Genomic DNA, 24720 nt, shown 5'->3' with positions numbered 1-24720 from the left:
GTTGGCCGGGGCGCTGGGTGGCTGCGGTCGGTGGGTCGGCGCGGCGCTGGTTGGCGGCGGGTGGCCGGGTCGGTGGCGCGCTCCGGTTGACAAGGGGCGTTGCCGGGTCGGCAAATGGAGGCATGGCAGCGAAGGAACGCGGTGACGGCCCCCTGGCGGACGACGACCTGGCGGCCGTCCTGACCGGCGTCGGCCCCCGCCTGCGGGCGCTGCGCACCGAGCGCGGGACGACGCTGACGCAGCTGAGCGAGACGACCGGCATCTCGCTCAGCACGCTCTCCCGCCTGGAGTCGGGCGGCCGCAAACCGACCCTGGAGCTGCTGCTGCCCCTGGCGAAGGCGTACGGCGTCCAGCTGGACGAACTGGTGGGCGCCCCGGACACGGGGGATCCTCGGGTCACGTTCCGCCCCTTCAAACGCCACGGGATGACCTTCGTCCCGCTGACCCGCCACCTCGGCGGCGTGAACGCGTACAAGCAGGTCATGCCCGGCGCGACGGGCCCGTCCGGCCCGGTCGAGCAACGCGTCCACGAGGGCTACGAATGGCTCTACGTCCTCTCCGGCCGCCTCCGCCTGGTCCTGGGCGACCACGACCTGGTCCTGACGGCGGGCGAGGCGGCCGAGTTCGACACCCACACCCCGCACTGGTGGGGCGCGGCGGGCCCGGACCCGGTGGAGTTCCTGAGCCTGTTCGGCCCCCAGGGCGAGCGCATGCACGTCCGGGCGAAGCCTGCGGGGTGAGGGGGGCGGGGCCGCCTGCGCCGCTCCTGCGGAAGACGGTTCCGGTCCGGCCGGCTCGGGCATGAACCCAGCCATGAGCGGATCGATGGTGGGCTGGGCCACGCAGGTGGCAGAGGCGGAGCTCGGTGCCGCGCTCCCCCGGCGGTGGGCTCACACACAAGGGGTCGCACGCCGCGCCGCAGGTCTCGGACACATGCTCGGGGAGGACGCCGATCTGCTGGTGGCTGCCGCAACGCTGCACGATGTGGGCTACGCGCCCCGCCTCGCGGCGACCGGATTCCATCCGCTCGACGGCGCTCGCTTCCTTCGTGACGTTCACGGTGCCGATGAGCGGCTGGCACGGCTGGTGGCGAACCACTCGTTCGGCTGGATGGAGGCCGAGGAGCGGGGATTGCGGGAGGAGTTGGAAGCGGAGTTCCCCTTGCTGGATGGGCCTCTGCTGGTGGATGCGCTGGTCTATTGCGACATGACGACAACGCCCGACGGCGAATCGACGACTGCCCAGGAGCGGGTGGCGGAGATCACGGACCGGTACGGGGCCGACAGCCTCGTAGGGCGGTTCATCCGTCGGGCGTCGCCGGAGATCTTTGCCGCTGTGGGCCGGGTCGGCGCGGCGTCGGGTCTCGCTACGCGCGCCGGTCCATGACCGGCGCGCCGGACCTCTGAAGAGCCTCCGCGATCTGTGCGGTCATCCGGCGTGCGGGTTCGAGGCGGGGGTCGTCGGGGTGGGCGTCCGGGGTCAGGATCTTCGCGCAGATGAACAGCGTCATCAGCTTGCCGTCCCGGCTCTCCAGGTCGTGGTGCCGTTCCTGACGGATGCGCGCGGCCAGATCGGGGACGGCGAGGGAGCGCGGGCCGTCAGCCGCGGGCCGTGCGCATTGCCTGGATCGTGGTGCCCAGGTCCGGGGTGGCGCTCAGGGTGTTGAGGGTTGAGGACAGGGCTTCGGCGTACGTGGCGCGGGCGGACTCGTAGCGGCGGCGGCCCTCGTCCGTGATGACCGCGTAGACGCCTCGCTTGTCGGACGGGCAGGTGTCCTTGTACGCGAAGCCGGACTTCTCCAGTCGGCCGACCAGGCGGCTGATCGAGGACGGCTCCAGGCCGACCCGCTCGGCCAGGTCCTGCATGCGGAGTTCGCCGTCGTCGGAGTGGTGCAGGTGCTCCAGGGAGCGGAACTCCGACAGCCCGAGGCCGTTGGCGCGTTGCAGGGCGAGGGCCAGTTCGCGTTCCACCTGGGCGTGGAGCAGGAGCATGCGGTTCCAGACGGCGTGGTCGGACGTGTGCGGGGGTGCGGTGGTCATGAACGCGTCCTCCCTGAGCGGCTGTTGACAGCAGAGTACATGCTCATGCAAGCTTCTGACGTCCCCGAGTCCAGTGACGGGGCGCGCACAGGGTGTTTTTAGTTGCATGAGCAAGCAAGGACTTGAGCCTTGCTCGATGAAGGGATCTCCCATGCAGTGGGTCTACCTCGCCGTCGCCGTCGTCTTCGAGATCGGCGTCGCCCTCGCGGCCGGCAAGGCCGAGGGCTTCACTCACCGGAAGTGGACGACGGTGACGCTCGTCAGCGGGGCGCTGGGCACGTACTTCCTCAGCCGGGCGCTGCTGACCTTCGACGTCGGCGTCGGCTACGCGTTGTGGACGTCCGTCTCCGGGGTCGGCATCACGCTGCTCGGGGCCCTGCTCTTCGGGCAGCGCCTCGGCTGGCGCAAGGCGCTCGGGATCGTCGCCATCATCGCGGGGGTGGTCGGGCTGCAGCTCAGCGGCGCCGCGTGAGCGGTGCGGATTCCTCCACCCACGAGAACTCTTTGATCCGTTCCTTCCGAAAGGACCGTCCCGCCATGTCTGCGAACCGCCCCTCCAACGCCAACTCCTGGTTCATGCTCCTGCTCGCCGGCGTCTTCGAGATCGGCTACGCCCTCGCCGTCGGCGGCAGCCACGGCTTCACCCGGCTCACCTGGTCCCTGGTCGCCGTCGTCTTCTTCCTGCTGACGCTGTGGGCGCTCAGCGTGGGCCTGCGCACGATCGACGTGGGCACGGGCTATGCCGTCTGGGCGGGCATCGGCGCGGCCGGCGCGGCGGCCCTCGGCCCGGTCTTCTTCGACGAGAGCCTCACCCCCGCCCAGTCCGGCTGGCTCGGCCTGATCATCGCGGGGGTGGTGTGGCTGAAGCTGGCGGACCGGGTGCGGGGAGCGGGCGAGCGGGCCGCCGCGTGAGCGGCCCGGGTGGGGGCGGCGGCACCGGAGGCGATCCGGGGCCGCCGTTCCGGCGTGCGCCCTTCCGGTGGCCTCAGCGGGTTCCGGAGGCCGCCGGGACGCGGTGGGCCGGCTCGGGGGCGTACGGGCCGCCCACGCCCCACGCCTGGTGCATCGCGTTCGCGAAGGCCGCGGCCAGGTGGTGTTCGCCTGTGGGGCCCGGGTGGGTGCCGTCGTACGTGTCGGTGTGGATGTCGTACGCCGGAGGGTGCGAGGCCAGGAGGAGGGGGGAGCCGGGGGTGTCGAGGTCGGCCACCGCCTTGGCCAGGAGTTCGTTGAAGCGGGCGCACTCCGTGGCGAAGGGGGCGTCCGTCTCCGCGCGGATGTTCGGGATGACCGGGAGGAGGACGGCGCGGATGTGCGGGTTCGCCTCGCGGGCCGCCGTCAGGAAGGCGCGGACGTTCTCCGCCGTCTGGCCGCTGTCCGTGTAGAAGCCGAGGTCTATCAGGCCGAGCGAGACGAGCAGGATGTCCGGGCGGTGCGCGGTGACCGTGTCCGCGATCACCGGGGCCATGTGCAGCCAGCCCTCGCCCCAGCCCGCCAGGTGGCGGCGCGCGGCGGGCGGAAAGGCGGCGGCGTACGCGGACGAGGAGGCGGTGCCAGTTTCCGCGTCGTACAGCTCCGTACGCGGGCCGACCAGGGTGTGCGGGCCGTCGGGCACCGCTTCCAGGTGCTGCCACAGGCGGTAGCGCCACGTGAAGTCGCCGGCGCGCCCGATGGTCATGGAATCGCCGACACACATGAAACGCATGGCGCCATCATGGCCGATCTTGGCTACGGGCCGGTAGGTGACGATGGACACTTGTGCCATGCGTTCGTACCGACTGGCCGCCCTCGGCGCCGCCGCACTCCTCGCCCTCGCCGCAGCCCCGGCGCTCGCCGACGACGACGGAGCCGACCGGAGTTTCACGATCGAGGACCCCCGGATCACCGAGTCCAGCGGCCTCGCCGCCAGCCGCGCCCACCCCGGCATCTACTGGACGCACAACGACAGCGACGACGGCCCCTACGTGTTCGCCGTCGATTCCCGTACGGGCAAGACCGTCGCGACGATCACCATGAAGGGCGTCGGGCAGCCGCGCGACGTGGAGGCCATCTCGATCGGCCCGGACGGCAACGTGTACGTCGGTGACATCGGCGACAACCTCAACGGCAGCTGGGACCACGTCTGGATCTACCGCTTCCCCGAGCCGAAGGTGCTCAAGGACGCGACGGTCCGGGCCACCCAGTTCGACGTGAAGTACGCCGACGGGGCGCGCAACGCGGAGGCGCTGATGGTCCACCCCAGGACCGGGCGCGTCTACATCGCGTCCAAGAACGAGGACGGCGGCGGCCTGTACGAGGGCCCCGCGAAGCTCACCACCGGCGGCGACAACATCTTCCGGAGGGTCGGGGAAGTCCCCTGGGTGACCGACGGCGCCTTCTCGCCGGACGGCAAGGAGCTGGTCCTGCGCTCCTACTTCAGCGCCCGCGGCTACGCCTTCGCCAACGGCCGCCTCGGCAAGGACTACGACGTCGAGTCGCCGCTGCTCCCGCAGTCCGAGTCCGTGACGTTCACGGCGGACGGCTCCGCCCTGATGTACGGCTCCGAGGGCGAGCAGAGCAGTGTCGTGCGGGTGGACCTGGAGAAGAGCGGGGACGGGGGCGGCGGCGGAGCCGCGCACCGGGACGGTGGGACGAAGGACACGGCCGACGGGAACGGAATCCCGGCGAAGGGCACCACGCTGACCGGCGGCATCGTGCTCGCCGCGTTCGCCCTGGTGCTCTTCCTCGGCCGGCGCCGCCGCAAGGGCTGAGGCGGCCCGATCCGCTGACGCGGGGCCGCCCGGTGCGTCATCCTGGGGCGGCAGGGTTCGGGCACGTACACGGCACGGGGGTGCGGCACCACGATGGTCCCGGGAACGGTGCAGCAGCTGACCATCCTGCTGATCCTCGTGCTGCCCGGCGTCTTCTACCAGGCCGCGCGGGAACGGCTGCGCGGCCCGCTCGCCACCGAACAGGAGCCGCAGAACCGTCTGGTGCGCGCCATCGCCGCGGGCGCCCTGCTCGACACCCTGTACGTGGTGGCCGCCGGGCCCTGGCTGCTCGGGCTGCTGCTGGGGGACGGGGACGGGCCCCTCGCCGCGGTGTCCCGGCAGCCCCGGCAGGCGGGTCTCGCCGCGCTGCTGCTGATCGTCGCCGTGCCGTCCGCGCTCGCCTGGGCGGAGGCGGTCCTGCAGCGGCGGCACGCGCGGGCCCGGTACGAGCCGACGCCGACCGCCTGGGACGCGCTCTTCAGCGGACGCGGCTCCTGCTTCGTGCGCGTACGGCTCAAGAGCGGGCTGTGGGTGGGCGGTTGGCTGGGCTCCCGGTCCGCCGTCTCGGCGTATCCGCAGAGCGGGGACCTCTATCTGGAGGCCCAGTACCGGATGGGGGCCGACGGCCGCTTCCTGGGCCGGGTGCCCGGGACCGGGGGCGTGTACGTACGGGCGGCCGACATCGACGTACTGGAGGTGCTGCTGCCGCCCGCGCGGCAGCGGCCGGTGGTGAGAGGAGCGGACGAGGGTGAGCGATCAGGAACCGGGCAGTCCGGACAGTGATGACGAACTCGCGGCCCTGGTCGACGAGTTCTCCTTCCGCAGGACCTACCACCCCACCGACGGCCTGGCCGAGCCCGACGAACTGCCGCAGGGCCCCTCGGGGTCGGTCATGGGCGAGCTGGGGGAGCCGCTGCCGCCGGGGGAGCCGGACGCGCCCTGAGCGTCCCGCTCACGGCCCGGAGTGGATGTGCGCCGCCCACAGGTGCGGGGCGCGCGCGTAGCGGTCGCGCAGGGCCCTGACCGGGCGGTGCAGGGCGGCGGCCGGGTCGAGTGGGCGGCCCCGGGCCACGTCCTCGGCGAGCGCGGTGTACAGCTCCTCGGTGAGGTGCGTCGCCAGCTTGTCCGCGATGGGCCACAGGGTCCCGATCACATGTGGATACCCGGCCAGCTGGAAGGACGCGGCCAGCTGCACCGCCTCGTCGGACAGCTCGATGCCGCCCTGCGAAGCGGAACAGGCGGACAGCACGGCCAGTTCCGGGTTCCCCGGGCGCCGGGTGGCGACATCCGACACGGTGAGGCGGCCGTCGTACAGGACGAGCCCGCTCCGTGACGGGGTGAGCGGCTCGCTGACCCCGTGACAGCTGAAGTGGACCCAGGGATGCGCTTCGAGCGCCCCGCCGACCGCCGCCACCGTGGCCTCGGGCCCGGACATCAGCCGCCCGCCCGGGAACAGCTCCGCCAGCACCTCCACCTCCCGGACGACACCGGGCAGCGGTGAGGCCCCCGGCGTCTCGGCGAGCGCCACGACGAGCGGCCGGGGCCGCGCACGGACCCGGGCACCGGCGGTGAGCCCGGCGCGGGCGCGGACCAGGGCGCGCAGGGTCGGGGTGTACGAGGACACGGCACGGTCCATGACCCAGGTGCCGGAGTCCCGGCCGCCGCGCCCGGCCGCGTGCAGCGGCAGGAAGGACAGCCAGCCGGTCGGACACCACCACAGCCGGGGCCAGGGCTCACCGGCGGCCGGGGTGGTGTGGAGACCGAGGCGGGTGAGGACAGGGGCGGCGATCGTGTTCCAGAGCCAGGTGAGGGTGTCGGAGAGGGTGCCCATCATGGCCACGGCCTCGTCCACGCCGTTGGCGCCGTACGCGGTCTCGATGCCGTCGACGAACTCGGCCACCCGCCCGATGACCGCCTCCAGGGCGAGTCCGGGCAGCGGGACCACGTCGATCCCGGCGCCCGCGGTCACGATCAGGGCATCGCAGCGGTGGCCGCTGACGTTGACCACCACCACGGGTCCGCCGTCGGCGGCGGCGACCAGCTCCGGTACGGCGGGCGGGCGCAGGAAGCCGTCCAGGCCGGGCAGTTCGCGTACCTCCGCGAGGAGCCGGCTCCAGCGGGCGGCCAGGGCGTGCCGGGCCTCGGCGATCTCGCCCGCCCGGTGCGCGTCCTGGGTGGGGGAGAGCGGCGGCGGCGCGCTGAGCTCGTCGCGGACGCGCTCGAACTCCGCCGCGCGGACGGGGTCCAGCTCGCGCAGCCGCGACACGTCGGCCCGGTCCTCCAGGCCCTGGCCCAGCAGCACGCCCCGCCCCTGTTCCAGCAGGGTGAGCGCGTAGTCCGGCCGGCCCGCGTCGATCGCCAGCGCGGCGGCGTCGCTCGCCACGCCCTCACCGCTGGTCAGCCGGGCCTCCTGGTCGATGCGGGCCAGGCCGCGCGGGGCGATGCCGGGCAGCAGGCCCACGGCGTACGCGTATCCCTCCAGCGCCTCCGCGCGGTCGCCCGCCCGGACGGCGGCCAGCCCCCAGCCGTGGGCGGCCTGGACCCGGGTCACACCGTGGGCGGCCGGATTGCGGGCGCCGTCGCGGGCGACGCGGATCACTTCCGCCAGGTCGACCGGTTCGCCCGCGGCATGGCGGTTCAGCTGGGTCATGGCCAGCAGGGTCTGGGAGAGGGCGTGGTTGGGGTCGCCCTCGGCCATGCCGACCAGGGACTCCCCAGCGGCCGCGGCCGCCCGCTCCCATGCCTGACGGGCCTTTGGTGCGGACGGGTCGCCGCAGAGGTGGGCGAAGACCTGACAGGCCACGGTGAGCTTCTGCAGCGCGAAGAAGCGTGAGGGGTGGCGCTCGCCGAGCCGGGCCACCACGTCCTCCAGGAGCCGGCGGGCCTCCGCCGCGGTGGGCAGGTCGTCGGTGGCCTGCGCCTGGTTGATCAGCATGTCCGCCAGGTTGATCGAGGCCCCCTCACCGCCTTCGAGGTCGCCGTGCTCCACGGCGATGGCCGCGCGCAGCAGGGCCATCGCCTCGCCGGTGGCCGCCGTGTCACCGGTGAGCGCGTCCCACTGGCGCAGCGCCTCGGCCAGGTTGTTCAGGTGCAGGGAGCGGTCCATGGCCGCGGGCAGGGACTCGCTCAGCGCCCTCCGCAGCACCGTCACCGCCTCGGCCAGCCAGGTGCGGTCGCCGGTGCGGCGGCTGCGGTCCATGAGGGCGCTGCCCAGGTTGGTGAGCGTCATGCTGATCCGGGCCCGGGGCGTGCAGGACACGGCCTCGCGCAAGGTGTCGACGGCGGCGTCCATGAGGAGTTCGTCGCCGGTGTGCCGGGCCCGGCTCCACTGGATGTAGCCCAGGCTGGTGAGGATGGAGCCCCGCAGCTCCGCGGTCTCGGGGCTCAGCGCGGCCAGGGCGGCGCGGAACTGGAAGATGGCCTCGTCGCTGTGGCGCACGTCGCGCGTGTGGCGGTGCAGGGCTCCCAGGCTGTTCGCGAGGCCGAGCAGGGTCACGGGCTCCGGCGGCCCCGACGCCATCACCAGTGCCTCCCGGTGCCAGCGGACGGCCTCCTCCAGCGGGGCGGGGTCGGCGGAGAGCCGGGCGAGGTTGCGCAGGGCGTCCCCGAGCGCGGTGCGGCAGGTGGCCCCGCCGTACGTCTCCTCGTCGGAGACGGCCACGGCCCCGCGCAGCACCTCGACGCCCTCCCGCAGTGCTTCGGTGTCCGAGCAGAACTCGGCGCGGGCCAGCAGGGCCTCCCCGAAGCAGGTGCGCTGGTGCGCGTGGAGGAAGTCGTCGGGCGAGGACAGGGCCATGGCCTCGCGGTGGGCGGCCACGGCTTCGGTGAGGAGTTCGGGCCGGCCGGCGCGCAGGGCGACCTTCACCAGGCAGACGCCGAGGTTGGACCGGCGCACGGACTCCCTGGACCGGGAGAGGGGAGCACGCTCCAGCTCCTCGCGTACGTGGCGCACCGCCTCCTCGTACAGGTCGGTACCCGTCGTCACGTCGCCCCGTGTGATGAGGGCCGTCACGTATTCCGTATGGCACTCCCAGTACGCCGGGTCGTCGGCCGCGAACAGGCCGAGCGCCCGGCGCATCTCCTCGGCGCCCTGCCGCCACGCGCCCTCGTCCGCCCCCGCGCGCTGGGCCAGCACCGTGCCGAGGGCGAAGCGCGTGGTGGCCCGGAAGCCGTCGTCGGGGGCGGGCAGGGCGAGGCACTTGTGGAAGCAGTCGACGGCCTCGTCGAGGTCGGCCGGGTCGCCCGATCCCCGCAGGCAGCTCCCGAGCGCCCGCAGGGCACGCGCCCGCAGGGCCGAGCGGGCCGGAAGGTCCGAGGCCAGGGCACGGATGAGCGCGAGGCACTGGGGCAGGGCCGCCGGGACGTCCGCACCGGCGGGCCGGCGGGCACGGTTGGACAGCAGATCGGCCAGTCCGTCGGCGTGCGTCACCCGTCGGCCGAAGTCGTCGGCGGGCAGGCCTTCCAGCCCGAGGCGGGCGTGGTCGACGGCCTGCTCCAGGTCGTCCTGCCGGCCCGAGACGGTGTGCCGCGCGCCCAGCAGGCGGGCGAGCGACGAGTGCCCCTGGGCGCGGAACGGATGCCCGTCCGGTGTGCCGGCCAGGGTCTCCCGGGCGATCTCGCACGCCTCCTCCAGTACGCGGCGGTCGCCGATGCGGGAGGAGTAACTGCCCATGATCAGGACGAGGTTGCTGCGGTACACCGTGCGCTCGTACGGGTTGGGGGCCGTCGCCGCCGCCTCGCGGCAGAGGGCGAGGCCCTCTTCGTACTCCTCGGTGCGGTCCCCGTTCTCCGGGGCGCCCTGGACCAGGGCGACGCCCAGGTCGGAGAGGAACGAGGCCCGGCTCGACAGCGCGGTGTCCGGTTCCGCCAGCGCCTCGCGCAGCCGGGTGACGCCCTCGCGGCGGAGCGCGGGATCGGCCAGGAGCTTCGCCGCGGAGCACAGGGCCGAGCCGAGGGTGGCGCCGAACTGGGGACGGAACGGGTTGTTCCAGGTGGTGAGCTCCACCGCCTTCCGCAGCTCGGCGACCGCTTCCCGCATGGCGTCGTGGTCGCCGTTCGCCGCGGCCCAGTGGCGCAGGGTGTGGCCCAGGTTGCCGTGCCTGCGGGCCTGCTCGTCCTCGTTGCCCGGGGCGCAGACGACGGCGGCGCGGCCGACCCCGACGGCGGCGGTGAGCGCGTGCTGCTCGCCGCCGGTCTGGGCCCCGTAGAAGAGAACGAGCCCCAGGTCGGAGAGGCAGGTGCCCTGTTCGAGGCTGCCGTCGCCGAAGGCCGCGGCGGCGTGCCGTAACAGGATCTCGGTGTACGGGAGGGCGCCCTCGGCACGGCCCTGCTGGAACAGCACGGTCATCCCGATGGCCGCCTCGTACGCGTGGCCGGGCTCGGTCGCCGCGCCGCCCGGCGCGCCCCTCAGCAGGGCGTACAACGGGCGCAGGTCCTGCGGCAGTTGCCCGGGGTCTTGCCCGTCCACCGCCAGGAACCACAGCACCGCGGCCCCGAGCGACGCCGGGTCGGCCTCCTGCGCCGCGAGGAAGCGGCACCACTCGGTGTGGCCGAGGGCGAGGGCCCCGGGCGGCCAGGGGGTGTTGTCGGGCAGGACGACGGCGGCCCGCACCTCGTCGGCCGCCGCCTGCGCCTCGGGGCCGAGGAACCATTCCAGGGCGCGGGCATCGGTCTCCGCGCGGGCGGACTGACCGAGCAGGAGGCGCGCGGCGGTCCCGGCGCTCACCGTACGTTCCCTGTCATCACATCCCCGTCGGCCGGCAACACCTTCAACCTACCTACCACGAAGGGAACTTGGGGTCAGGGCTCGACCGGCCGGATCTCGTAGTGCAGGGTCCGGTCCCGCTTGAGCCGGTGGGTCAGCGGGACGAGCACGCCCTGGGTGGCCGGGTACTTGCGGGACAGCATCCGGGACGCGTGCGTGTTCTCCTTCGAACCGGCCGGGAGAAGGCGTGCGTGGGCCTCGATCTGTGGCCCGGTCGGCCGGCCGCGTACGGTGCACGGGCCGATCCGCACCCTCGGGTGGTTGCGCATCCGCTCGACCTTCCACGCCGAGGAGAACGTCCGGATGTAGGCGTGGTCGCCCTCGACCGCGATGTGCACCGGGGTGTCGGCGTGCGTCCCGTCCTGCCGCCGCGTGCTCAGCAGGACGGTGTACTGCCTCACATAGGGCTTGAGCTGCGGGATCGTATCCATGCCTCCATGGTCCGCCGGTACGGGCCCGTGCTCATCCGGGCAGCGGACACCGGGCCGCCGATTCGCGTAGGGTCCCCGGATCATGACGACCGATTTCCGCGGCCCCGCGCCCTTCGCCACGCCCCGCCTCGACGCCCTGCCCCTGCGGGTGGAGTACGCGGACGAGATGGCCGCCGTGCTGTCCGATCCCGCCCTGCACACCTTCACCGGGGGCGCTCCGGAGACACCGGACGCCCTGCGCGCCCGGTACGTACGCCAGACGGCCGGGTCGCCGGACCGGGAGGAGCTGTGGTGCAACTGGGTACTGCGGGCCGGGGACGGCCTCGTGGGGTACGTGCAGGCCACGGTGCGCGGCGACCGCGCCGAGATCGCCTGGGTGGTGGGCGTCCCCTGGCAGGGACGCGGCTACGCCCGGGAGGCGGCCGGGGGCCTGGTCGCGCACCTCAGGGAGACCGGCGTACGGACCGTGATCGCCCACATCCACCCCGAACACACGGCCTCCGCCGCCGTGGCCACCGGGGCGGGCCTGGCACGGACGGGGGAGTGGGAGGACGGCGAGGAGCGGTGGGCGCTGGGTTAGGGCCTCAGGCGTCCGGCGTACGGGGCTTGGCCCGGCCCGCATCGATCAGCTCGGCGACATCGAGGCTCACCTCGGCCCCGATCGAGGCGGGCAGCGGCGCCTGCTGGCCGGGGGCGTACACCTCATGGCGGTCGTACGAGCTGCCCAGCGGTTCCGTAAGGACGTGGACGCGGCCGTGCTTCCGGTCGAGGATCACGTAGACGGGGATCTTGGCCTCGGCGTACGCGGCGACCTTGTGCCGCAGGTCGCTGGTGTAGTTGCTGGAGGTGACCTCCAGGACCAGGCGGAAGACGGCCGGGTCGTAACTGTTGTTCTTGATCAGGTGTTCGTCGAAGTCCGCGTCCACCAGGGCGAGATCGGGGACCGCGTAGTCCTCGGGGCCGCCCGGCAGCCACAGGCCGATGCCTTGGAGGACCGCCGTCTCCCCGTCATCGAGTCCGGCCGCGATGAATGGACGCATGAGCTTGGTCAGAGCGCGGGCGTGCGGGCCGTCCGGGGGTGGGGCCACGGTGATGACGCCTCCGATGATCTCGACGCGATGGCCGGGATTCTGCTCGGCGAGCCGGTTGGCCGTGACGAGCAGGGGCTCCGGTCCATCGTCACAGGGGTGCTCGACTGCTGATGCAGACATTGCGGGCCTCCTGGAATGGCTGGTGTCGAGACCATCATCGTAGGGCGGAACGGCGCCGGGTCGTGTGTCTGGCATATGCCACACGGTCGAGTGAAGCAGAAACGGCCCCGCACACCTCGCGGTGCGCAGGGCCGTTCCGGGGCGTACGGGCTACAGCTTCTCGATCACGTAGTCGATGCAGGCCGTCAGGGCCTGGACGTCCGACGGGTCGATGGCCGGGAACATCGCCACGCGGAGCTGGTTGCGGCCCAGCTTGCGGTACGGGTCGGTGTCGACGATGCCGTTGGCACGCAGCACCTTGGCGATCGCGGAGGCGTCGATCTCGTCGGCGAAGTCGATCGTGCCGATGACCTGCGAGCGCTTGGCCGGGTCGGTGACGAACGGGGTCGCGTACTTGGACTCCTCGGCCCAGCCGTAGAGGTGGCCCGAGGAGGCGGCCGTGCGGCCGGTCGTGAAGTCCAGGCCGCCCTGGGTGTTCATCCACGTCAGCTGCTCGTTCAGCAGGAAGAGCGTGGCGAGCGCCGGGGTGTTGTACGTCTGGTTCTTCAGGGAGTTGTCGATCGCCGTGGGCAGCGAGAAGAACTCCGGGATGTGCCGGCCCGAGGCGTGGATCCGGGCCGCGCGCTCCAGGGCGGCAGGCGAGAACACGCCGATCCAGAGGCCGCCGTCGGAGGCGAAGGACTTCTGCGGGGCGAAGTAGTAGACGTCCGTCTCCGCGATGTCGACGGGCAGGCCGCCCGCGCCGGAGGTGGCGTCCACCAGGACGAGGGAGCCCTCGTCCGCGCCCGCGACCCGCTTGACGGGAGCCGCGACACCGGTCGAGGTCTCGTTGTGCGTGAACGCGTAGACGTCGACGCCCGCCTCGGCCTGCGGGTCCGGGTGGGTGCCCGGGTCGGAGGCGATGACGGTCGGGTCGGCCAGCCACGGGGCGAGCTTGGCGGCCTTCGCGAACTTCGACGAGAACTCGCCGAAGTTGAGGTGCTGGGACTTCGACTCGATCAGGCCGTGCGTCGCGATGTCCCAGAAGGCGGTGGAGCCGCCGTTGCCGAGAATCACCTCGTAGCCCTCGGGGAGGGAGAAGAGGTCGCGCACGCCCTCGCGCACCGCGCCGACCAGGTTCTTCACCGGGGCCTGGCGGTGGGACGTACCGAGCAGAGAGGTTCCGGTGGCGGCCAGCGCGTCGAGCGCCTCCGTCCGCACCTTGGAGGGACCGGCGCCGAAGCGCCCGTCGGCGGGCTTGATGTCAGCGGGAATCTGGATGTCGGCCACGAGTCGGAGCGTAGCCGCTCGCCGCTGCGGCTACGCACCCTGTCCGTCCGATGAGACAGGGGTTCCGACTCGTGGTCGTCGGAGGAACATCCGTACGTACGGTGTCAGCGCAGCGTGACCGGGAGTTCGTAGAGGTCGTTCTGCGTGACGATCGGCTTGTTGCGCAGCTCCGCGGCCGGGACGGCCAGCGACAGGTCCGGGAAGCGGGCGTACAGTGCGGGCAGCGCGACCGCCGCCTCCAGGCGGGACAGCGCGGCGCCGGGGCAGACGTGCGGGCCGTGACCGAAGGAGATGTGGCGGTTGGGGGAGCGGGTGACGTCGAACTCCGTCGCCGTCTCACCCCACTGGTCCTCGTCGTGCGCGATGGCCGCGAACGAGGTCATGACGCCCTCGCCCTTCGGCAGCACCCGGTCGCCGACCGTGATGTCCTCCGTCGCGAACCGGATGAGGATGTGCGAGGTCGGTGCCGACCAGCGCAGCGTCTCCTCGATCACCGCGTCCCAGCCCACCTCGCCGGCCAGCACCGCGCGCCGCTGCTCCGGGTGGCTCTCCAGGGCGACCACGGCGTTCACGATGAGGCTGATCGTCGTCTCGTGGCCGGCCGCGATGATCAGCTTGAGGGTGTTGAGGATCTCCTCGTCGGTGAGGTGGTCCCCGTCCTCGGACGCCACGAGCAGCGCCCCGGTCAGGTCGTCGGCCGGGGACGCCTTCTTCTCGTCCAGGATGCGCGAGAACAGCGCGTGGATGTCCGCCATCATCCGCGGCACCTCGGCGCGGGGCGTCATGTTGGAGAAGAACTTGTCGAAGAGTTCCTTCATCCGGGGCAGGTCCGCCGAGTCGATGCCCATCAGCTCGCTGATGACGTTCATCGGCAGCGGGTACGCGAACTCCGCCTTCAGGTCGACCATGTCGCCCGCCGTGTGCTCCTCCAGGCGGTCCAGCAGCACCTCCGTCCGCGCCTCGATGCCCTCGCGCAGCCGCTCCACCCGCCGCACGGTGAGCGCCTGCGCGACCAGGCCGCGCAGCCTGCGGTGCTCGGCGCCGTCGGCCGTGAGCATGGTGCGGCCCGGGTTGACCAGGCCGATCAGCGGCCAGTCGGGCGGGATCTCGCCGCGCTGCCAGGCGCCCCACACGTTGATGTCCTTGACCAGGCGGCTGTCGGTGAGCAGCGCCTTCGCCTCGGCGTAGTGGGTGACCGTGTAGACGGGCACCCCGCCCGGCAGCTCGACCCGGGCCAGCGGCCCGGCCGCGTACAGCCGCGCGCTCTCGCCCGCGAGGTCGGAGACAAGGGGGTCGAGGACGATGCGGCCGGTGTCCTGCTCGGGGGTGGTGGCGGTCATCGGGGGCCTCCAAGTGCGGGGGTGGGCGTGAAGCTCACGGGCAGGTCGGTCAGGCCGCGCAGCCAGGGGGAGGGGCGCCGGGTCAACTGCTCGGCGGGGACGGCGAGGTCGACGTCGGGCAGCCGGTCGAGGATGACCTCGATGGCCGTACGGGCGATGACCTCGGCGGTCTCCTGCGCCGGGAACGGGCAGCGGTGGTCACCGTGGCTGAAGGAGAAGAACGCGTTGTTGCCGCCGGTGAGCGTGGAGCCGTCGGTCCGCACCTGGGGGTCGGCGTTGGCCCCGGCGAGGGAGAGCACGAGCAGGTCGCCGGCCTTGATGTGGCGGCCGCCCAGGTGGGTGTCGCGGGCCGCCCAGCGCCCGGCGATGTTCTGGCTGGGGGTGTCCTCCCACAGCACCTCGTTCATGGCCTCGCCGACGCTGTGCCGGCCGCCGGAGAGCGAGGCGGCGAAGCGGTCGTCGGTGAGCATCAGGCGCAGCGAGTTGCCGATCCAGTCGGCGGTCGGCTGGTGCCCGGCGGCCATCATCACCATGAGGTCCCGGGCCACGTCCTCGTCCGTGAACCCGGCGGTGTTGGAGAGCATCCGGGACGCGACGTCGTCGCCGGGCTCCGCGCGCCGCTCGGCCAGCAGCGCGTACACGGAGGTGGCGATGTGCCGCTGGCCGGCCAGCGCGGTGGGCCCGCCGTTGATCATGTCGTTCATCGCGGTGACGAGGGCGGGGCCCTTGTCGTCGGAGAACCCGTAGAGCTTCGCCATGACCCGTACGGGAAGCAGCATCGCGTAGTCGGCGATCAGGTCGGTCGAACCGGCCGCGCAGAACGCGTCGATCAGCTCGTCCGCGAACTCCTCGGTGCTCTTGCGGAGTTCGAAGGGGTTCGTGGCCTCCAGCGCGTCGCAGATCACGGCGGCGCGGCGGCTGTGGCGTTCGCCGACCGTGTAGAGGATCGACGGCTGGGTCCGGCTGATCATCGGCATCAGCGGCCAGTTCTCGGGGATCGCGTCCCACTGGTTCCACAGCTGCGAGTCGCGGCTGAAGAGGGCCGCGTCGCCGGTGACCTGGTGCAGCTCGCGGTAGCCGAGGACGAGCCAGGCGGGGATGTCGCCGGGCAGCGTGATCGGGGCGACCGGCCCGTGATCGCGCCTGATCTCCCGGTACAGCTGCGCCGGTTCGGCCTGGAAGCGGGGGCCGGACAGCGGTACGGCTCCGGCGGCCGCCGCGTGGGGGCACTGGGTCACGGGGTGGGCTCCGGGGGGGTGGGCTCCGGGGTCAGGGCGGGGGCGCCTTCGGCGGGCGCGGGGGTGTTCCCCGTACGGGCCGCCGAGAGGCGGTGCAGGTGCTCGACCAGCGTGATCAGCACGTACTTGCTGGAGGACCGGTCGCGCGCGTCGCACTCCACGAGCGGGACGTCCGCGGAGATGTCGAGCGCCTCCCGGATCTGCTGCTCGGTGTGGAGCGGGCCGCCGAAGTCGTTGCACGCGACGATGAACGGTGTGCCGTGGTGCTCCAGCCGGTCAATGGCGTACCAGGAGTCGGCGAGGCGCCGGGTGTCGACGAGGACGACGGCGCCCAGGGTGCCGGAGAACAGCCGGTCCCACAGGAACCAGAAGCGCTCCTGGCCGGGCGCGCCGAACAGGTACAGCACCGAGCGTTCGTCGAGGCTGATCCGGCCGAAGTCGAAGGCGACCGTGGTGGACGTCTTGGACCGCACGCCGTCGAGGTGGTCGACCACCTCGCCCGCGCGGGTCATCGTCTCCTCCGTGTTGAGCGGACGGATCTCGCTCACGGATCGGACCATGGTGGTCTTGCCGACCCCGAAGCCGCCGACCACGACTATCTTCAGTCCGTTGTCGGCCGTCGCCTGCAGGGCGGCACGGTCAGAGGTTGCGGAGTCCAACGAGCACCTGTTCCAGGATGTCGGGGGCCGGAAGCCGGTCCGATACGCGTGCGGTACGCGGGTGGCGGGCGCTGATCCGGCCGGTGTCGAGCAGATCGCACAGCAGGATGCGCACGATGCTGACGGGCAGGTCGAGGGTGGCGGCGATCTCGACGACGGCGGTGGGCCGTTCGCACATCCGCAGGATCGCCACGTGCTCCGACTGCATGCCGGGGGCCGGCTCGCACTCGGAGACCACCAGCGTGACCAGGTCGAAGGCGGCGGAGTCGGACCGGGTGCGGCCACCGGTGAGGGTGTAGAGCCGGTCGGGGTCCTCGTCCCTGCCGGGTCGTGGGCGCGGCGTCATACGGCCGTGCCCCGGCCGGCGGCGGCCTCGGCGGGTTCGCGGGGCGGGGCGACCAGGTGCTCGCCGAGCTGTTCGACGAGCTCGCTCATGTTGTGGCCGACCAGGCCCACGTCGGCGCTCTCGGCGGCGACGACCGCGAGATGGGCGCCCGCGCCCGCCTCCACGATGAACAGGATGCCGCCGTAGAACTCGGCCATGGCGGAGCGGACGCCGCCGCTGCCGTTGCCGAACTCCACGGACGCGCCGTGGGACAGGCTCTGGATGCCGGCGGAGATCGCGGCCAGCTGGTCCGCCTGGTCGACGGAGAGCTCGGGTGTGCGGCACAGCTTGAGGCCGTCCCTGGACAGCACGAGGGCGTGACGGGTGCCGGGGGTCCGTTCGAGGAGCCCCTCCAGCAGCCAGTTGAGCTTCTCGTCGGTGGTCGCGCTCATCGGGAGTTGCCTTCCGGGTGTGGGGAGTCGGGGCGTACGGCGTTGCGGAAGCTGCTGAAGCGGGCCGCCCGCGCCTTGGGATCGGTTGCCGGGGCGGCGGCTGCGGAGCCGTCCGCCGCTTCGGCGCTCCCCGTGTCGTCGGCGGGGGCCGAGGCCCGCGCCCTGGCCTCGGCGGCGGCCAGGGTGCGCCCGCGCGAACGCCGGGGCAGGCCGCTCTCGCCGAAGCGGGGGAGGTTGCCGGTGGTCTCCGATGCCGAGTCGGAGCGCATGGGCTCCTGGGCGGGGGCCGCGAGGCGGTCGGCCTGGGCGGGCGGTGCGGCGGCGGCCGGGGTGACGTGGCGGTCGGCCGGGTCGGGCTGAGCGGCCGGGCCGGGGCGGCGGTCGGCCGGGTCGGCGCCCGAGGTGTGGACGGGCTCGGGCTCGTCGGACGCGACGGCCGGGGCCGTGCGGGCCGGGGCGCGGGTGATGATCTCCTGCGGGAGCATCATCAGGGCGCCCGTGCCGCCGCGCGCGGAGGGCCGGAACGAGACGGTCAGGCCGTGCTTGCGGGCCAGCCGGCCGACGACGGCGAGCCCGAGCCGGGTGCCGGTCAGGCCGGTGAGGCCGTTGTCGTCGGTGGCGACCGCGCGCTCGGCCCGGCGCAGCTGCACATCGCTCATGACCAGGCCGCTGTCCTCGACGGTGACGACGATCCCGGCCGGGACCTCCTCCACGTACACATGGACCTCGGCGGTGGGCGGCGAGAAGTTCGCGGCGTTGTCGAGGAGTTCGGCCAGGGCGTGCATGACGCCCTCGGCCGCGTGTCCGGCGACGGCGACGTCGCTGGTGGAGTGGAGCCGGACGCGCTGGTAGCCGCTGATCCGGCCCATCGCGCCGCGCAGCACGGACTCCATGACGATGGGCTTGGCCCAGCGCCGGCCGGAGCGGGCGCCGGTGAGCACGGCGATGGAGTCGGCGAGGCGGCCGGCCTGGGCGGTGCGGTGGTCCAGGTGCAGCAGATCGCCCAGGACGTCCTCGGAGGTGTGCCGGTGCTCCATCTCGCGCAGGTCGGCGAGCATGCTCGTGGACAGGGCCTGCATCCGGCCGGCCGCGTTGGCGCAGGCGGTGAGGGCGGCGGAGCGCTCGGTCTCGGCGCGCGAGGCGCGGGCCCGCAGCCGGGCGTTCTCGGCGGTGAGGCGGGCGGTGCCGGCCTCGGCCTCCTCCTTGGCCCTCGCCGCCTCGGCGGTCGCGGCGGCCTTCACGCGGGCGCTCTCGGCGGTGAACCGCTGCGCCTCGGCGGCGGAGGCGGACACCATCCGGGAGACCTCCGCGGTGAACCGTCCGCTCTCGGCGGCGTTCGCCTCCCGGAGCCGGCGGACCGCAGTGCGGGCGTGGACGGCGGTGGCGACGGCGGCGGCGAGCAGCACGGCGGCTCCACCGGAGCCCCAGGCCACCGCGGTCCCGGCCGATTCGGGTGCGGCGAGGGTCGCCCACACGCACAGGGGTGCGGTGAGGGCCACCGTGACCAGAAGGGCCAGTGCGGTCGGCCGGGTCGATGGGCGCAAAGCGGAGTCCTCGGGGGCGGACGGTGGCGGACGGGACGGTTCGGACGAGCGTGGCACCAGAGACAAGCGAGACAACTGGAACAGCTGATTCCCAGATAAGTCCCCGTCACTATATGAGAATTGACTAACTGTTTGGGAAGAACTTGTGGTGACCTCTGTTCTGTTTGTGTTTTCAACCTGTCAAATTCCGACTGAATAATGTCGTGTTGCCCCGCGTCCGGCGATCTTCGACGGCATCCTGGACGGATGGCATCCGGCCCCGCCCCGCACCCCGGCACCCGCGCACCCGCCGCCCCTGACGCCCTGGTCCGCGAGCTGCGGGCCGCCGTGCGCGGCGAGGTCGCCTTCGATGCCACCGCGCGGGCGCTGACGACGATGGACGCGTCCAACTACCGGCGGGTGCCGCTCGGTGTCGTCGCCCCGCGCGACGCCGCCGACATCACCGCCGCCCTCGCCGTCTGCCGTGCGCACGGGGTGCCCGTCGTGCCGCGCGGCGGCGGTACGTCCATCGCCGGGCAGGCCACCGGCACCGGCGTCGTCCTCGACCTCACCCGCCATCTGCGGTCCGTCGTCGAGCTGGACCCCGCCTCCCGTACGGCGGTGGTGCAGCCCGGGACCGTCCTGGACGACCTGCGGGCCGCCGCCGCCCCGCACGGCCTGACCTTCGGCCCCGACCCCTCCACGCACAGCCGCTGCACCCTCGGCGGCATGATCGGCAACAACTCCTGCGGCTCCCACTCGGTCGCCTGGGGCACCACCGCCGACAACATCCACGCCCTGACCGTCGCCCGCTACGGCGGCGACACCCTGCGCCTGGAGCGCGGTGCGCCCGGCCCGCCCGGCGTCCGCGAACTGGTCGCCGCGCACCTCGCCCTCCTGCGCACCGGCTTCCCCGCCCTCCCGCGCCGCATCTCCGGCTACGCGCTGGACGCCCTGCTGCCCGAGAACGGCCCCGACCCCGCCCGCGCGTTCTGCGGCAGCGAGGGCACCCTCGGCGTCGTCACGGAGGCGACCGTGCGGCTGGTCGAGGCGCCCGCCGCCCGCGCCCTCGCCGTCCTCGGATACGCCGACGAGTCCGCCGCCGCCGAGGCCGCCCCCGGCCTCCTCCCGTACCACCCGCTGACCGTGGAGGGCATGGCGGCCGACCTCGTACGCGAACCGGCCGGGCTGCCGCGCGGCGGGGCCTGGCTGTTCGTCGAGACGGGCGGGGCCACCCCGGCCGAGGCCCGCGCGCACGCCGAACGCCTCGTCCGGGCCGCCTACGCCGACGCCGTGGACACCGCCGTCGTCACCGACCCGGCCGGGCAGCGGGCCCTGTGGCGCATCCGCGAGGACGCGGCCGGCACGGCGACCCGGATGCCGGACAGCAGTGAGGCGTGGCCCGGCTGGGAGGACTGCGCGGTGCCGCCCGCCCGGCTCGGCGGCTACCTCCGCGACTTCCGCGCCCTGCTCGCTCAGCACGGGCTGCGCGGCACCCCCTACGGGCACTTCGGCGACGGCTGCATCCACGTCCGCATCGACTTCGACCTGCTGACCGGCGAGGGCGTGGCCCGCTTCCGCCGTTTCTCCGAGGACCTGGCCGCGCTCGTCGTCGCGCACGGCGGATCGCTCTCCGGCGAGCACGGCGACGGCCAGGCCCGCGCCGAACTGCTCCCGAAGATGTACGGGGACGAACTCGTCGCCCTCTTCGTCCGGTTCAAGGACCTGTGGGACCCGGACGGCGGCATGAACCCGGGCATCCTCGCCCGCCCCGCCCGCCTGGACGACAACCTCCGCTTCGGCGTCCTGCCCCGCGAACCCGTCGACGTGGCCTTCGGCTACCCGCACGACGACGGCGACTTCTCCGCCGCCGTCCGCCGCTGCGTCGGCGTCGCCAAGTGCCGTACGGAGACGGCCGCCGGCCCGTCCGTGATGTGCCCCTCCTTCCGGGCGACCGGCGAGGAGGCCCACTCCACCCGCGGCCGGGCCCGGCTGCTGCACGAGATGCTGGCCGGGGACGCGGGCGGCCTGATCACGGACGGCTGGCGCTCCACGGAGGTACGGGACGCGCTCGACCTCTGCCTGTCCTGCAAGGGCTGCCGCAGCGACTGCCCGGTGGGCGTCGACATGGCCACGTACAAGGCGGAGTTCCTGCACCACCACTACCGCCGGCGGCCGCGCCCCGCCTCCCACTACGCGCTGGGCCGGCTGCCGCTCTGGCTCCGCCTCGCCGCGCCCCTCGCGGGCCCGCTGAACGCCCTCGCCCGGGTCCGCCCGCTCGCCGCCCTCGCCAAGCGGCTGGCGGGCATCGCACCGGAACGCGGGATTCCGCCGCTGGCCCGGGAGACGTTCACCTGGTGGCTCGACCGGCACCGGGGCGCCCGGCCCGGCCCCGGCGACCGGCCGGCCCTGCTGTGGCCCGACACCTTCACCGAGTACCTGACGCCCGGGGTGGGACGGGCCGCGGTGACGGTCCTGGAGGCGGCGGGCCGCCAGGTGCTCCCCGCCGGGCGGGGGCTGTGCTGCGGCCTCACCTACGTCTCCACCGGGCAGCTCGACCCGGCGCGCCGGGTGATGCGCCGCACGCTGGACCGGCTGGGCGGCGCGCTGGGCGATCCGGTGATCGTCCTGGAACCCAGCTGCGCGGCGACCCTCCGCACCGACCTGCCCGAACTCCTCCCGGACGACCCGCGCGCCGCCCGCTTCGCCGCCTCCGTCCACACCCTGGCCCAGTACCTGGAGGCGTACGCCCCCGACTGGCAGCCCCCGCGCCTGGACCGCCCGGTCACCGGCCAGACCCACTGCCACCAGCACGCGGTCCTCGGCGACGCGGCGGAGCGCCGGCTGCGCGAGCGGGCGGGCCTGACCGGCGAGCTCGCGGGCGGCTGCTGCGGGCTGGCCGGAAACTTCGGCTACGAGCGGGGCCACTGGGACGTCTCGGTGGCCTGCGCGGAGGACCGGCTGCTCCCGGCGGTCCGGGACGCGGCCCCCGGCACGGAGATCCTGGCCGACGGCTACTCCTGCCGGACCCAGCTGGACCAGCTGGGCGGCGTACGGGGACGGCACCTGGCGGAGCTGCTGGCGGAAGGGCTGGAGGAGGGCCGGCCCTGAGGGCGGTCTCCCGGCGCATCAAACCGTTTGCGCGAGTCCTTACCGTGGAGAGGCGGACCGCATCGGAGAAGTGCAGTACCGTGTATCGGGTAGTGCAGCTTGATGCACTCTCGTTGTTCATGGATGATCAGGAGAGACAGGCCCCGGGTGAACGACCAGACCACCGCCGCAGAACCGGCAGCCGCCGCAGCCGCCGTCACCGTGCCGGAGGCGGTCGCCACCCCGGCCCTCGGTGAACCGGGCGCCCGGTCCGGCGGGCGGCGGGCCGCGCTCGCCCCGGTCGCGCTGGTCGTCGCGGGCGCGCTGTCCGTGCAGTTCGGCGCCGCCATCGCGGTGCTGCTGATGCCCCGGACCGGGGCGCTCGGAGTCGTCACGCTGCGGCTGGCCGCCGCCGCGCTCGTCCTGCTCGTCGTCTGCCGGCCCAGGCTGCGCGGCCACTCGCGCGCCGACTGGGGCACGGTGGTCGCCTTCGGCATCGCCATGGGCGGCATGAACACGCTGTTCTACCAGGCCGCCGACCGCATCCCGCTCGGCGCCGCCGTCACCCTGGAGGTGCTCGGCCCGCTCGCCCTGTCCGTGATCGCCTCGCGCCGCCTGGTCAACCTGGTCTGGGCGGTCCTCGCGCTCGGCGGGGTCGTCCTGCTCAGTGGCGGCGGCTTCGACCGGCTCGATCCGGTGGGCGCCGCCTATGCCCTCGGGGCCGGGGCGATGTGGGCGGCGTACATCGTCTTCAGTGCCCGCACCGGCCGCCGCTTCCCGCAGGCCGACGGGCTCGCGCTGGCCATGGTGGTCGCCGCCCTGCTCTCGCTGCCGCTCGGCATCATGGACGCGGGATCAAAGCTCCTCGTCCCGACGACGCTCGGGCTCGGCGCGGCCGTCGCGCTGCTCAGCTCCGTCCTCCCGTACACCCTCGAACTCATCGCCCTGCGCCGCCTGCCCGCGCCCACCTTCGCGATCCTGATGAGCCTGGAACCCGCGATCGCCGCCATGGCCGGCTTCCTCGTCCTCCACCAGGCCCTCTCCACTACGGACGCCCTCGCCATCGCACTGGTCATCGGCGCGAGCATGGGCGCGGTGCGCAGCCAGGTGCGGGGCGCCTCGAAGCGGTAGCGGGTGGGCCTCGACGCCCGCCCCCGCGCCCCGCATCATGGGCGCATGGACACCCCGCCCGCCGAGTGGATCACCGTCGCCGCCTACGAGAACCTGCCGGGCCGCCCTTCGCCGATGGCGGCCGTGCGCGGTTGACTGCGGGAACGGGGCATCGACTGGATGCCCTTCGCCCCGGACGAGATCCGGTTCGACCTCGCCTGCGGTGTCGGCCCGGACGGGCAGTGGCACGGCTGGTTCGACGTCCACGTGCGCGCCGAAGCGCTGCGGCGGCTCGGGCTGCATCCTGACCAGCCGGCCTCCCGGGTGACCGGCGCGTCTCCGCCCCGCTGGTGGCACGCCGCCGCAGAGCGCCACGCCCGCTGACCGGAGGGCGGGCCGCAGGCCCCGGGGTAAAAATCATGCAAGCATGCTTGATTGTTTTACGTTCCGCTGGCAGGCTCCCGGGCACACCGCCACGCCCCGAGGGGAGCGCACCGTGTCCGATGCCTCAGCCGTGCTCGACGATCTGCGCAGCGAGAGCCTGGAGCTCGATCTGCTCGTCGCCGGGGCGACCGCGAGACAGTGGGCGGGGGCGACCCCCGCCGAGGGATGGAGCCTCGCCCACCAGATCGCCCACCTGAGCTGGACCGACGACGTCGCGCTGATCTCCGTCACCGACCCGGACCGCTTCGGCGACGAGGTGGCGAGGGCGATGAAGGACCCGGAGGGCTTCGTCGACCGGGCCGCCGAGGAGATCGTCGCCGCGTACGCCCCCGACGCGCTGCTCGTCCGCTGGCGCGAAGGCCGCGAGCGCTTGCAGGAGGCCCTGCGCGCGGCCCCCGCCGGCACGAAGTTCCCCTGGTACGGGCCGCCGATGAGCGTGGCGTCCATGGCGACCGGGCGGCTCATGGAGACCTGGGCCCACGGCCAGGACGTGGCCGACGCCCTGGGGGTCACCCGCACCCCCACAGCCCGTCTGCGGCACGTCGCCCGCATCGGCGTCCGGGCCCGCGACTACGCCTTCCTCGTCCGGGGGAAGCAGGCGCCCGCCGAGGAGTTCCGGGTGGAACTGGAGGCGCCGGGCGGCGAGCTGATCGCGTACGGCCCCGAGGGCGCGGGGCAGCGGGTGACCGGACCGCTGCACGACTTCTGCCTGCTGGTCACCCAGCGCGCCCACCGCGACGACCTGGCGGTGCGGGCACAGGGCCCGGACGCGGACGCCTGGCTCGACATCGCCCAGGCGTTCGCCGGCCCGGCGGGGGCGGGGCGCGCGCCGCAGGCGGAGCGGTGACGGGGCGCGGTTGGCGAAGGCGATCTCGTTGGCCCGCAGCGCCTTCTTCAGCGTCCACGGGTTGGAGGCGCCGCCGCGTACGGTCGGGTCGTTGGCGGTGATCAGGCACTCGACGCCCTCCACCACCCCGATCCCGGTGACCAGCGAGGCTCCCACCGCGTACTCGCTGCCCCAGGCGGCGAGAAATACGTCGAGCGGCACCGGGGGCGGGGGCGCCCGAGGCAACCGCGC

At 73.5% G+C, this 24720-nt stretch carries 24 protein-coding genes and 2 pseudogenes; 12 read left to right on the top strand and 14 right to left on the bottom strand.

The annotated features are described in order from the left end of the window. The first annotated feature begins 152 nt into the window (after nt 1-152). Both EAO73_RS31445 and EAO73_RS31440 read left to right on the top strand, forming a co-directional pair. Entirely contained in the window at nt 153-740 is a 588-nt protein-coding gene (locus EAO73_RS31445) for a helix-turn-helix domain-containing protein (RefSeq protein WP_147975410.1), read from the top strand. A 73-nt stretch (nt 741-813) separates the two neighbouring features. Further along, complete coding sequence (locus EAO73_RS31440) at nt 814-1386, top strand: HD domain-containing protein (protein WP_147974903.1); 573 nt, start codon at nt 814-816, stop codon at nt 1384-1386. Here EAO73_RS31440 and EAO73_RS31435 read toward each other — a convergent pair. Both EAO73_RS31435 and EAO73_RS31430 read right to left on the bottom strand, forming a co-directional pair. Then, nucleotides 1367-1588, bottom strand: a pseudogene (locus EAO73_RS31435) (hypothetical protein); the annotation flags it as partial. The gene EAO73_RS31440 and the pseudogene EAO73_RS31435 overlap by 20 nt on opposite strands. A 10-nt stretch (nt 1589-1598) precedes the next feature. Beyond that, nucleotides 1599-2039: a MarR family winged helix-turn-helix transcriptional regulator gene (locus EAO73_RS31430; RefSeq protein WP_147974902.1), complete on the bottom strand. Its 441-nt coding sequence runs from the start codon at nt 2037-2039 to the stop codon at nt 1599-1601. Between the two features lie 151 nt (nt 2040-2190). Here EAO73_RS31430 and EAO73_RS31425 point away from each other — a divergent pair, with 151 nt between their 5' ends. Then, nucleotides 2191-2511, top strand: coding sequence for a DMT family transporter (locus EAO73_RS31425; RefSeq protein ID WP_147974901.1), 321 nt, complete (start codon nt 2191-2193; stop codon nt 2509-2511). 65 nt (nt 2512-2576) lie between these two features. Further along, nucleotides 2577-2951, top strand: coding sequence for a DMT family transporter (locus EAO73_RS31420; protein ID WP_147974900.1), 375 nt, complete (start codon nt 2577-2579; stop codon nt 2949-2951). A 73-nt stretch (nt 2952-3024) separates the two neighbouring features. Here EAO73_RS31420 and EAO73_RS31415 read toward each other — a convergent pair whose 3' ends face one another. Further along, the gene (locus tag EAO73_RS31415; RefSeq protein ID WP_191134292.1) at nt 3025-3801 is read right to left on the bottom strand and encodes a GDSL-type esterase/lipase family protein; all 777 of its coding nucleotides are present in this window, start codon (nt 3799-3801) and stop codon (nt 3025-3027) included. On the opposite strand from EAO73_RS31415, the gene EAO73_RS31410 reads away from it, so the two are divergent. The 3 genes from EAO73_RS31410 to EAO73_RS31400 all read left to right on the top strand — a co-directional run bounded on the left by EAO73_RS31410 (nt 3800) and on the right by EAO73_RS31400 (nt 5729). After that, a complete protein-coding gene (locus EAO73_RS31410) occupies nt 3800-4786 on the top strand; it encodes an esterase-like activity of phytase family protein (RefSeq protein WP_147974899.1) in 987 nt (328 codons plus the stop codon). The two genes, EAO73_RS31415 and EAO73_RS31410, sit on opposite strands and share 2 nt — an antisense overlap. 93 nt (nt 4787-4879) lie before the next feature. Beyond that, on the top strand, nt 4880-5569 hold the full coding sequence (locus EAO73_RS31405) for a DUF6338 family protein (protein ID WP_147974898.1): 690 nt from the start codon (nt 4880-4882) through the stop codon (nt 5567-5569). Further along, the gene (locus EAO73_RS31400) at nt 5535-5729 is read left to right on the top strand and encodes a hypothetical protein (protein ID WP_147974897.1); all 195 of its coding nucleotides are present in this window, start codon (nt 5535-5537) and stop codon (nt 5727-5729) included. Before EAO73_RS31405 ends, EAO73_RS31400 begins: the two co-directional genes overlap by 35 nt. A gap of 9 nt (nt 5730-5738) precedes the next feature. Here EAO73_RS31400 and EAO73_RS31395 read toward each other — a convergent pair whose 3' ends face one another. Together EAO73_RS31395 and EAO73_RS31390 are read right to left on the bottom strand one after the other, a co-directional pair. Next, nucleotides 5739-10511, bottom strand: a complete 4773-nt coding sequence (locus EAO73_RS31395) for a CHAT domain-containing protein (RefSeq protein WP_147974896.1) — start codon at nt 10509-10511, stop codon at nt 5739-5741. Nucleotides 10512-10585: 74 nt separating this feature from the next. After that, nucleotides 10586-10981, bottom strand: coding sequence for a PPOX class F420-dependent oxidoreductase (locus EAO73_RS31390; protein ID WP_147974895.1), 396 nt, complete (start codon nt 10979-10981; stop codon nt 10586-10588). A gap of 82 nt (nt 10982-11063) precedes the next feature. Between EAO73_RS31390 and EAO73_RS31385 the strand changes: the two genes are divergently transcribed. Continuing rightward, a complete protein-coding gene (locus EAO73_RS31385; RefSeq protein WP_147974894.1) occupies nt 11064-11561 on the top strand; it encodes a GNAT family N-acetyltransferase in 498 nt (165 codons plus the stop codon). Between the two features lie 4 nt (nt 11562-11565). Here the strand turns inward: EAO73_RS31385 and EAO73_RS31380 are convergent, their stop codons facing one another. From EAO73_RS31380 to EAO73_RS31345, 8 genes are all read right to left on the bottom strand, one after another. Continuing rightward, complete coding sequence (locus EAO73_RS31380; RefSeq protein ID WP_147974893.1) at nt 11566-12192, bottom strand: Uma2 family endonuclease; 627 nt, start codon at nt 12190-12192, stop codon at nt 11566-11568. Nucleotides 12193-12342: 150 nt separating this feature from the next. Beyond that, nucleotides 12343-13461, bottom strand: coding sequence for a phosphoserine transaminase (gene serC, locus EAO73_RS31375; RefSeq protein WP_147974892.1), 1119 nt, complete (start codon nt 13459-13461; stop codon nt 12343-12345). 104 nt (nt 13462-13565) lie between these two features. Next, nucleotides 13566-14801, bottom strand: a complete 1236-nt coding sequence (locus EAO73_RS31370; RefSeq protein WP_147974891.1) for a cytochrome P450 family protein — start codon at nt 14799-14801, stop codon at nt 13566-13568. Continuing rightward, on the bottom strand, nt 14798-16039 hold the full coding sequence (locus tag EAO73_RS31365) for a cytochrome P450 (RefSeq protein WP_147974890.1): 1242 nt from the start codon (nt 16037-16039) through the stop codon (nt 14798-14800). The genes EAO73_RS31370 and EAO73_RS31365 overlap by 4 nt, the downstream gene beginning before the upstream one ends. Next, nucleotides 16036-16698: a GTP-binding protein gene (locus EAO73_RS31360; RefSeq protein WP_147974889.1), complete on the bottom strand. Its 663-nt coding sequence runs from the start codon at nt 16696-16698 to the stop codon at nt 16036-16038. Before EAO73_RS31360 ends, EAO73_RS31365 begins: the two co-directional genes overlap by 4 nt. Beyond that, the gene (locus EAO73_RS31355; RefSeq protein ID WP_147974888.1) at nt 16679-17044 is read right to left on the bottom strand and encodes a DUF742 domain-containing protein; all 366 of its coding nucleotides are present in this window, start codon (nt 17042-17044) and stop codon (nt 16679-16681) included. The genes EAO73_RS31360 and EAO73_RS31355 overlap by 20 nt, the downstream gene beginning before the upstream one ends. Beyond that, nucleotides 17041-17475 carry a roadblock/LC7 domain-containing protein gene (locus EAO73_RS31350; protein ID WP_147974887.1) on the bottom strand — a complete coding sequence of 145 codons (435 nt, stop codon included), beginning with the start codon at nt 17473-17475 and terminating at the stop codon, nt 17041-17043. The genes EAO73_RS31355 and EAO73_RS31350 overlap by 4 nt, the downstream gene beginning before the upstream one ends. Continuing rightward, nucleotides 17472-19019: a sensor histidine kinase gene (locus EAO73_RS31345; RefSeq protein WP_147974886.1), complete on the bottom strand. Its 1548-nt coding sequence runs from the start codon at nt 19017-19019 to the stop codon at nt 17472-17474. Before EAO73_RS31345 ends, EAO73_RS31350 begins: the two co-directional genes overlap by 4 nt. Nucleotides 19020-19265: 246 nt before the next feature. Between EAO73_RS31345 and EAO73_RS31340 the strand changes: the two genes are divergently transcribed. The 4 genes from EAO73_RS31340 (at nt 19266) to EAO73_RS31325 (ending at nt 24489) form a co-directional block, all read left to right on the top strand. Then, nucleotides 19266-22109 carry an FAD-binding and (Fe-S)-binding domain-containing protein gene (locus EAO73_RS31340; RefSeq protein WP_147974885.1) on the top strand — a complete coding sequence of 948 codons (2844 nt, stop codon included), beginning with the start codon at nt 19266-19268 and terminating at the stop codon, nt 22107-22109. A 147-nt stretch (nt 22110-22256) separates the two neighbouring features. After that, nucleotides 22257-23219 (top strand): EamA family transporter, encoded by a 963-nt coding sequence (locus EAO73_RS31335; RefSeq protein WP_147974884.1) that lies wholly within the window; start codon nt 22257-22259, stop codon nt 23217-23219. 159 nt (nt 23220-23378) lie between these two features. Then, complete coding sequence (locus EAO73_RS31330) at nt 23379-23582, top strand: hypothetical protein (protein ID WP_147974883.1); 204 nt, start codon at nt 23379-23381, stop codon at nt 23580-23582. A 112-nt stretch (nt 23583-23694) separates the two neighbouring features. Then, nucleotides 23695-24489, top strand: a complete 795-nt coding sequence (locus tag EAO73_RS31325) for a TIGR03084 family metal-binding protein (protein ID WP_147974882.1) — start codon at nt 23695-23697, stop codon at nt 24487-24489. Here the strand turns inward: EAO73_RS31325 and EAO73_RS31320 are convergent. Beyond that, a pseudogene (locus EAO73_RS31320) lies at nt 24490-24672 on the bottom strand (carboxyl transferase domain-containing protein); the annotation flags it as partial. It abuts the gene before it with no gap. Nucleotides 24673-24720 lie beyond the last annotated feature (48 nt).

Origin of the sequence: Streptomyces sp. col6, assembly GCF_008042035.1 — a bacterium.
Lineage (GTDB): Bacteria > Actinomycetota > Actinomycetes > Streptomycetales > Streptomycetaceae > Streptomyces.
This window is presented reverse-complemented; position numbering and strand designations above follow the sequence as displayed.

What these genes read in the sequence shown, in the direction of transcription:
- EAO73_RS31390 (WP_147974895.1), bottom strand. Translation starts at nt 10,981, where the DNA reads ATGGATACGATCCCGCAGCTCAAGCCCTATGTGAGGCAGTACACCGTC.
- EAO73_RS31430 (WP_147974902.1), bottom strand. Translation starts at nt 2,039, where the DNA reads ATGACCACCGCACCCCCGCACACGTCCGACCACGCCGTCTGGAACCGC.
- EAO73_RS31385 (WP_147974894.1), top strand. Translation starts at nt 11,064, where the DNA reads ATGACGACCGATTTCCGCGGCCCCGCGCCCTTCGCCACGCCCCGCCTC.
- EAO73_RS31410 (WP_147974899.1), top strand. Translation starts at nt 3,800, where the DNA reads ATGCGTTCGTACCGACTGGCCGCCCTCGGCGCCGCCGCACTCCTCGCC.
- EAO73_RS31355 (WP_147974888.1), bottom strand. Translation starts at nt 17,044, where the DNA reads ATGACGCCGCGCCCACGACCCGGCAGGGACGAGGACCCCGACCGGCTC.
- EAO73_RS31405 (WP_147974898.1), top strand. Translation starts at nt 4,880, where the DNA reads ATGGTCCCGGGAACGGTGCAGCAGCTGACCATCCTGCTGATCCTCGTG.
- EAO73_RS31340 (WP_147974885.1), top strand. Translation starts at nt 19,266, where the DNA reads ATGGCATCCGGCCCCGCCCCGCACCCCGGCACCCGCGCACCCGCCGCC.
- EAO73_RS31370 (WP_147974891.1), bottom strand. Translation starts at nt 14,801, where the DNA reads ATGACCGCCACCACCCCCGAGCAGGACACCGGCCGCATCGTCCTCGAC.
- EAO73_RS31415 (WP_191134292.1), bottom strand. Translation starts at nt 3,801, where the DNA reads ATGGCACAAGTGTCCATCGTCACCTACCGGCCCGTAGCCAAGATCGGC.
- EAO73_RS31440 (WP_147974903.1), top strand. Translation starts at nt 814, where the DNA reads ATGAGCGGATCGATGGTGGGCTGGGCCACGCAGGTGGCAGAGGCGGAG.
- EAO73_RS31420 (WP_147974900.1), top strand. Translation starts at nt 2,577, where the DNA reads ATGTCTGCGAACCGCCCCTCCAACGCCAACTCCTGGTTCATGCTCCTG.
- EAO73_RS31330 (WP_147974883.1), top strand. Translation starts at nt 23,379, where the DNA reads ATGCCCTTCGCCCCGGACGAGATCCGGTTCGACCTCGCCTGCGGTGTC.
- EAO73_RS31380 (WP_147974893.1), bottom strand. Translation starts at nt 12,192, where the DNA reads ATGTCTGCATCAGCAGTCGAGCACCCCTGTGACGATGGACCGGAGCCC.
- EAO73_RS31425 (WP_147974901.1), top strand. Translation starts at nt 2,191, where the DNA reads ATGCAGTGGGTCTACCTCGCCGTCGCCGTCGTCTTCGAGATCGGCGTC.
- EAO73_RS31350 (WP_147974887.1), bottom strand. Translation starts at nt 17,475, where the DNA reads ATGAGCGCGACCACCGACGAGAAGCTCAACTGGCTGCTGGAGGGGCTC.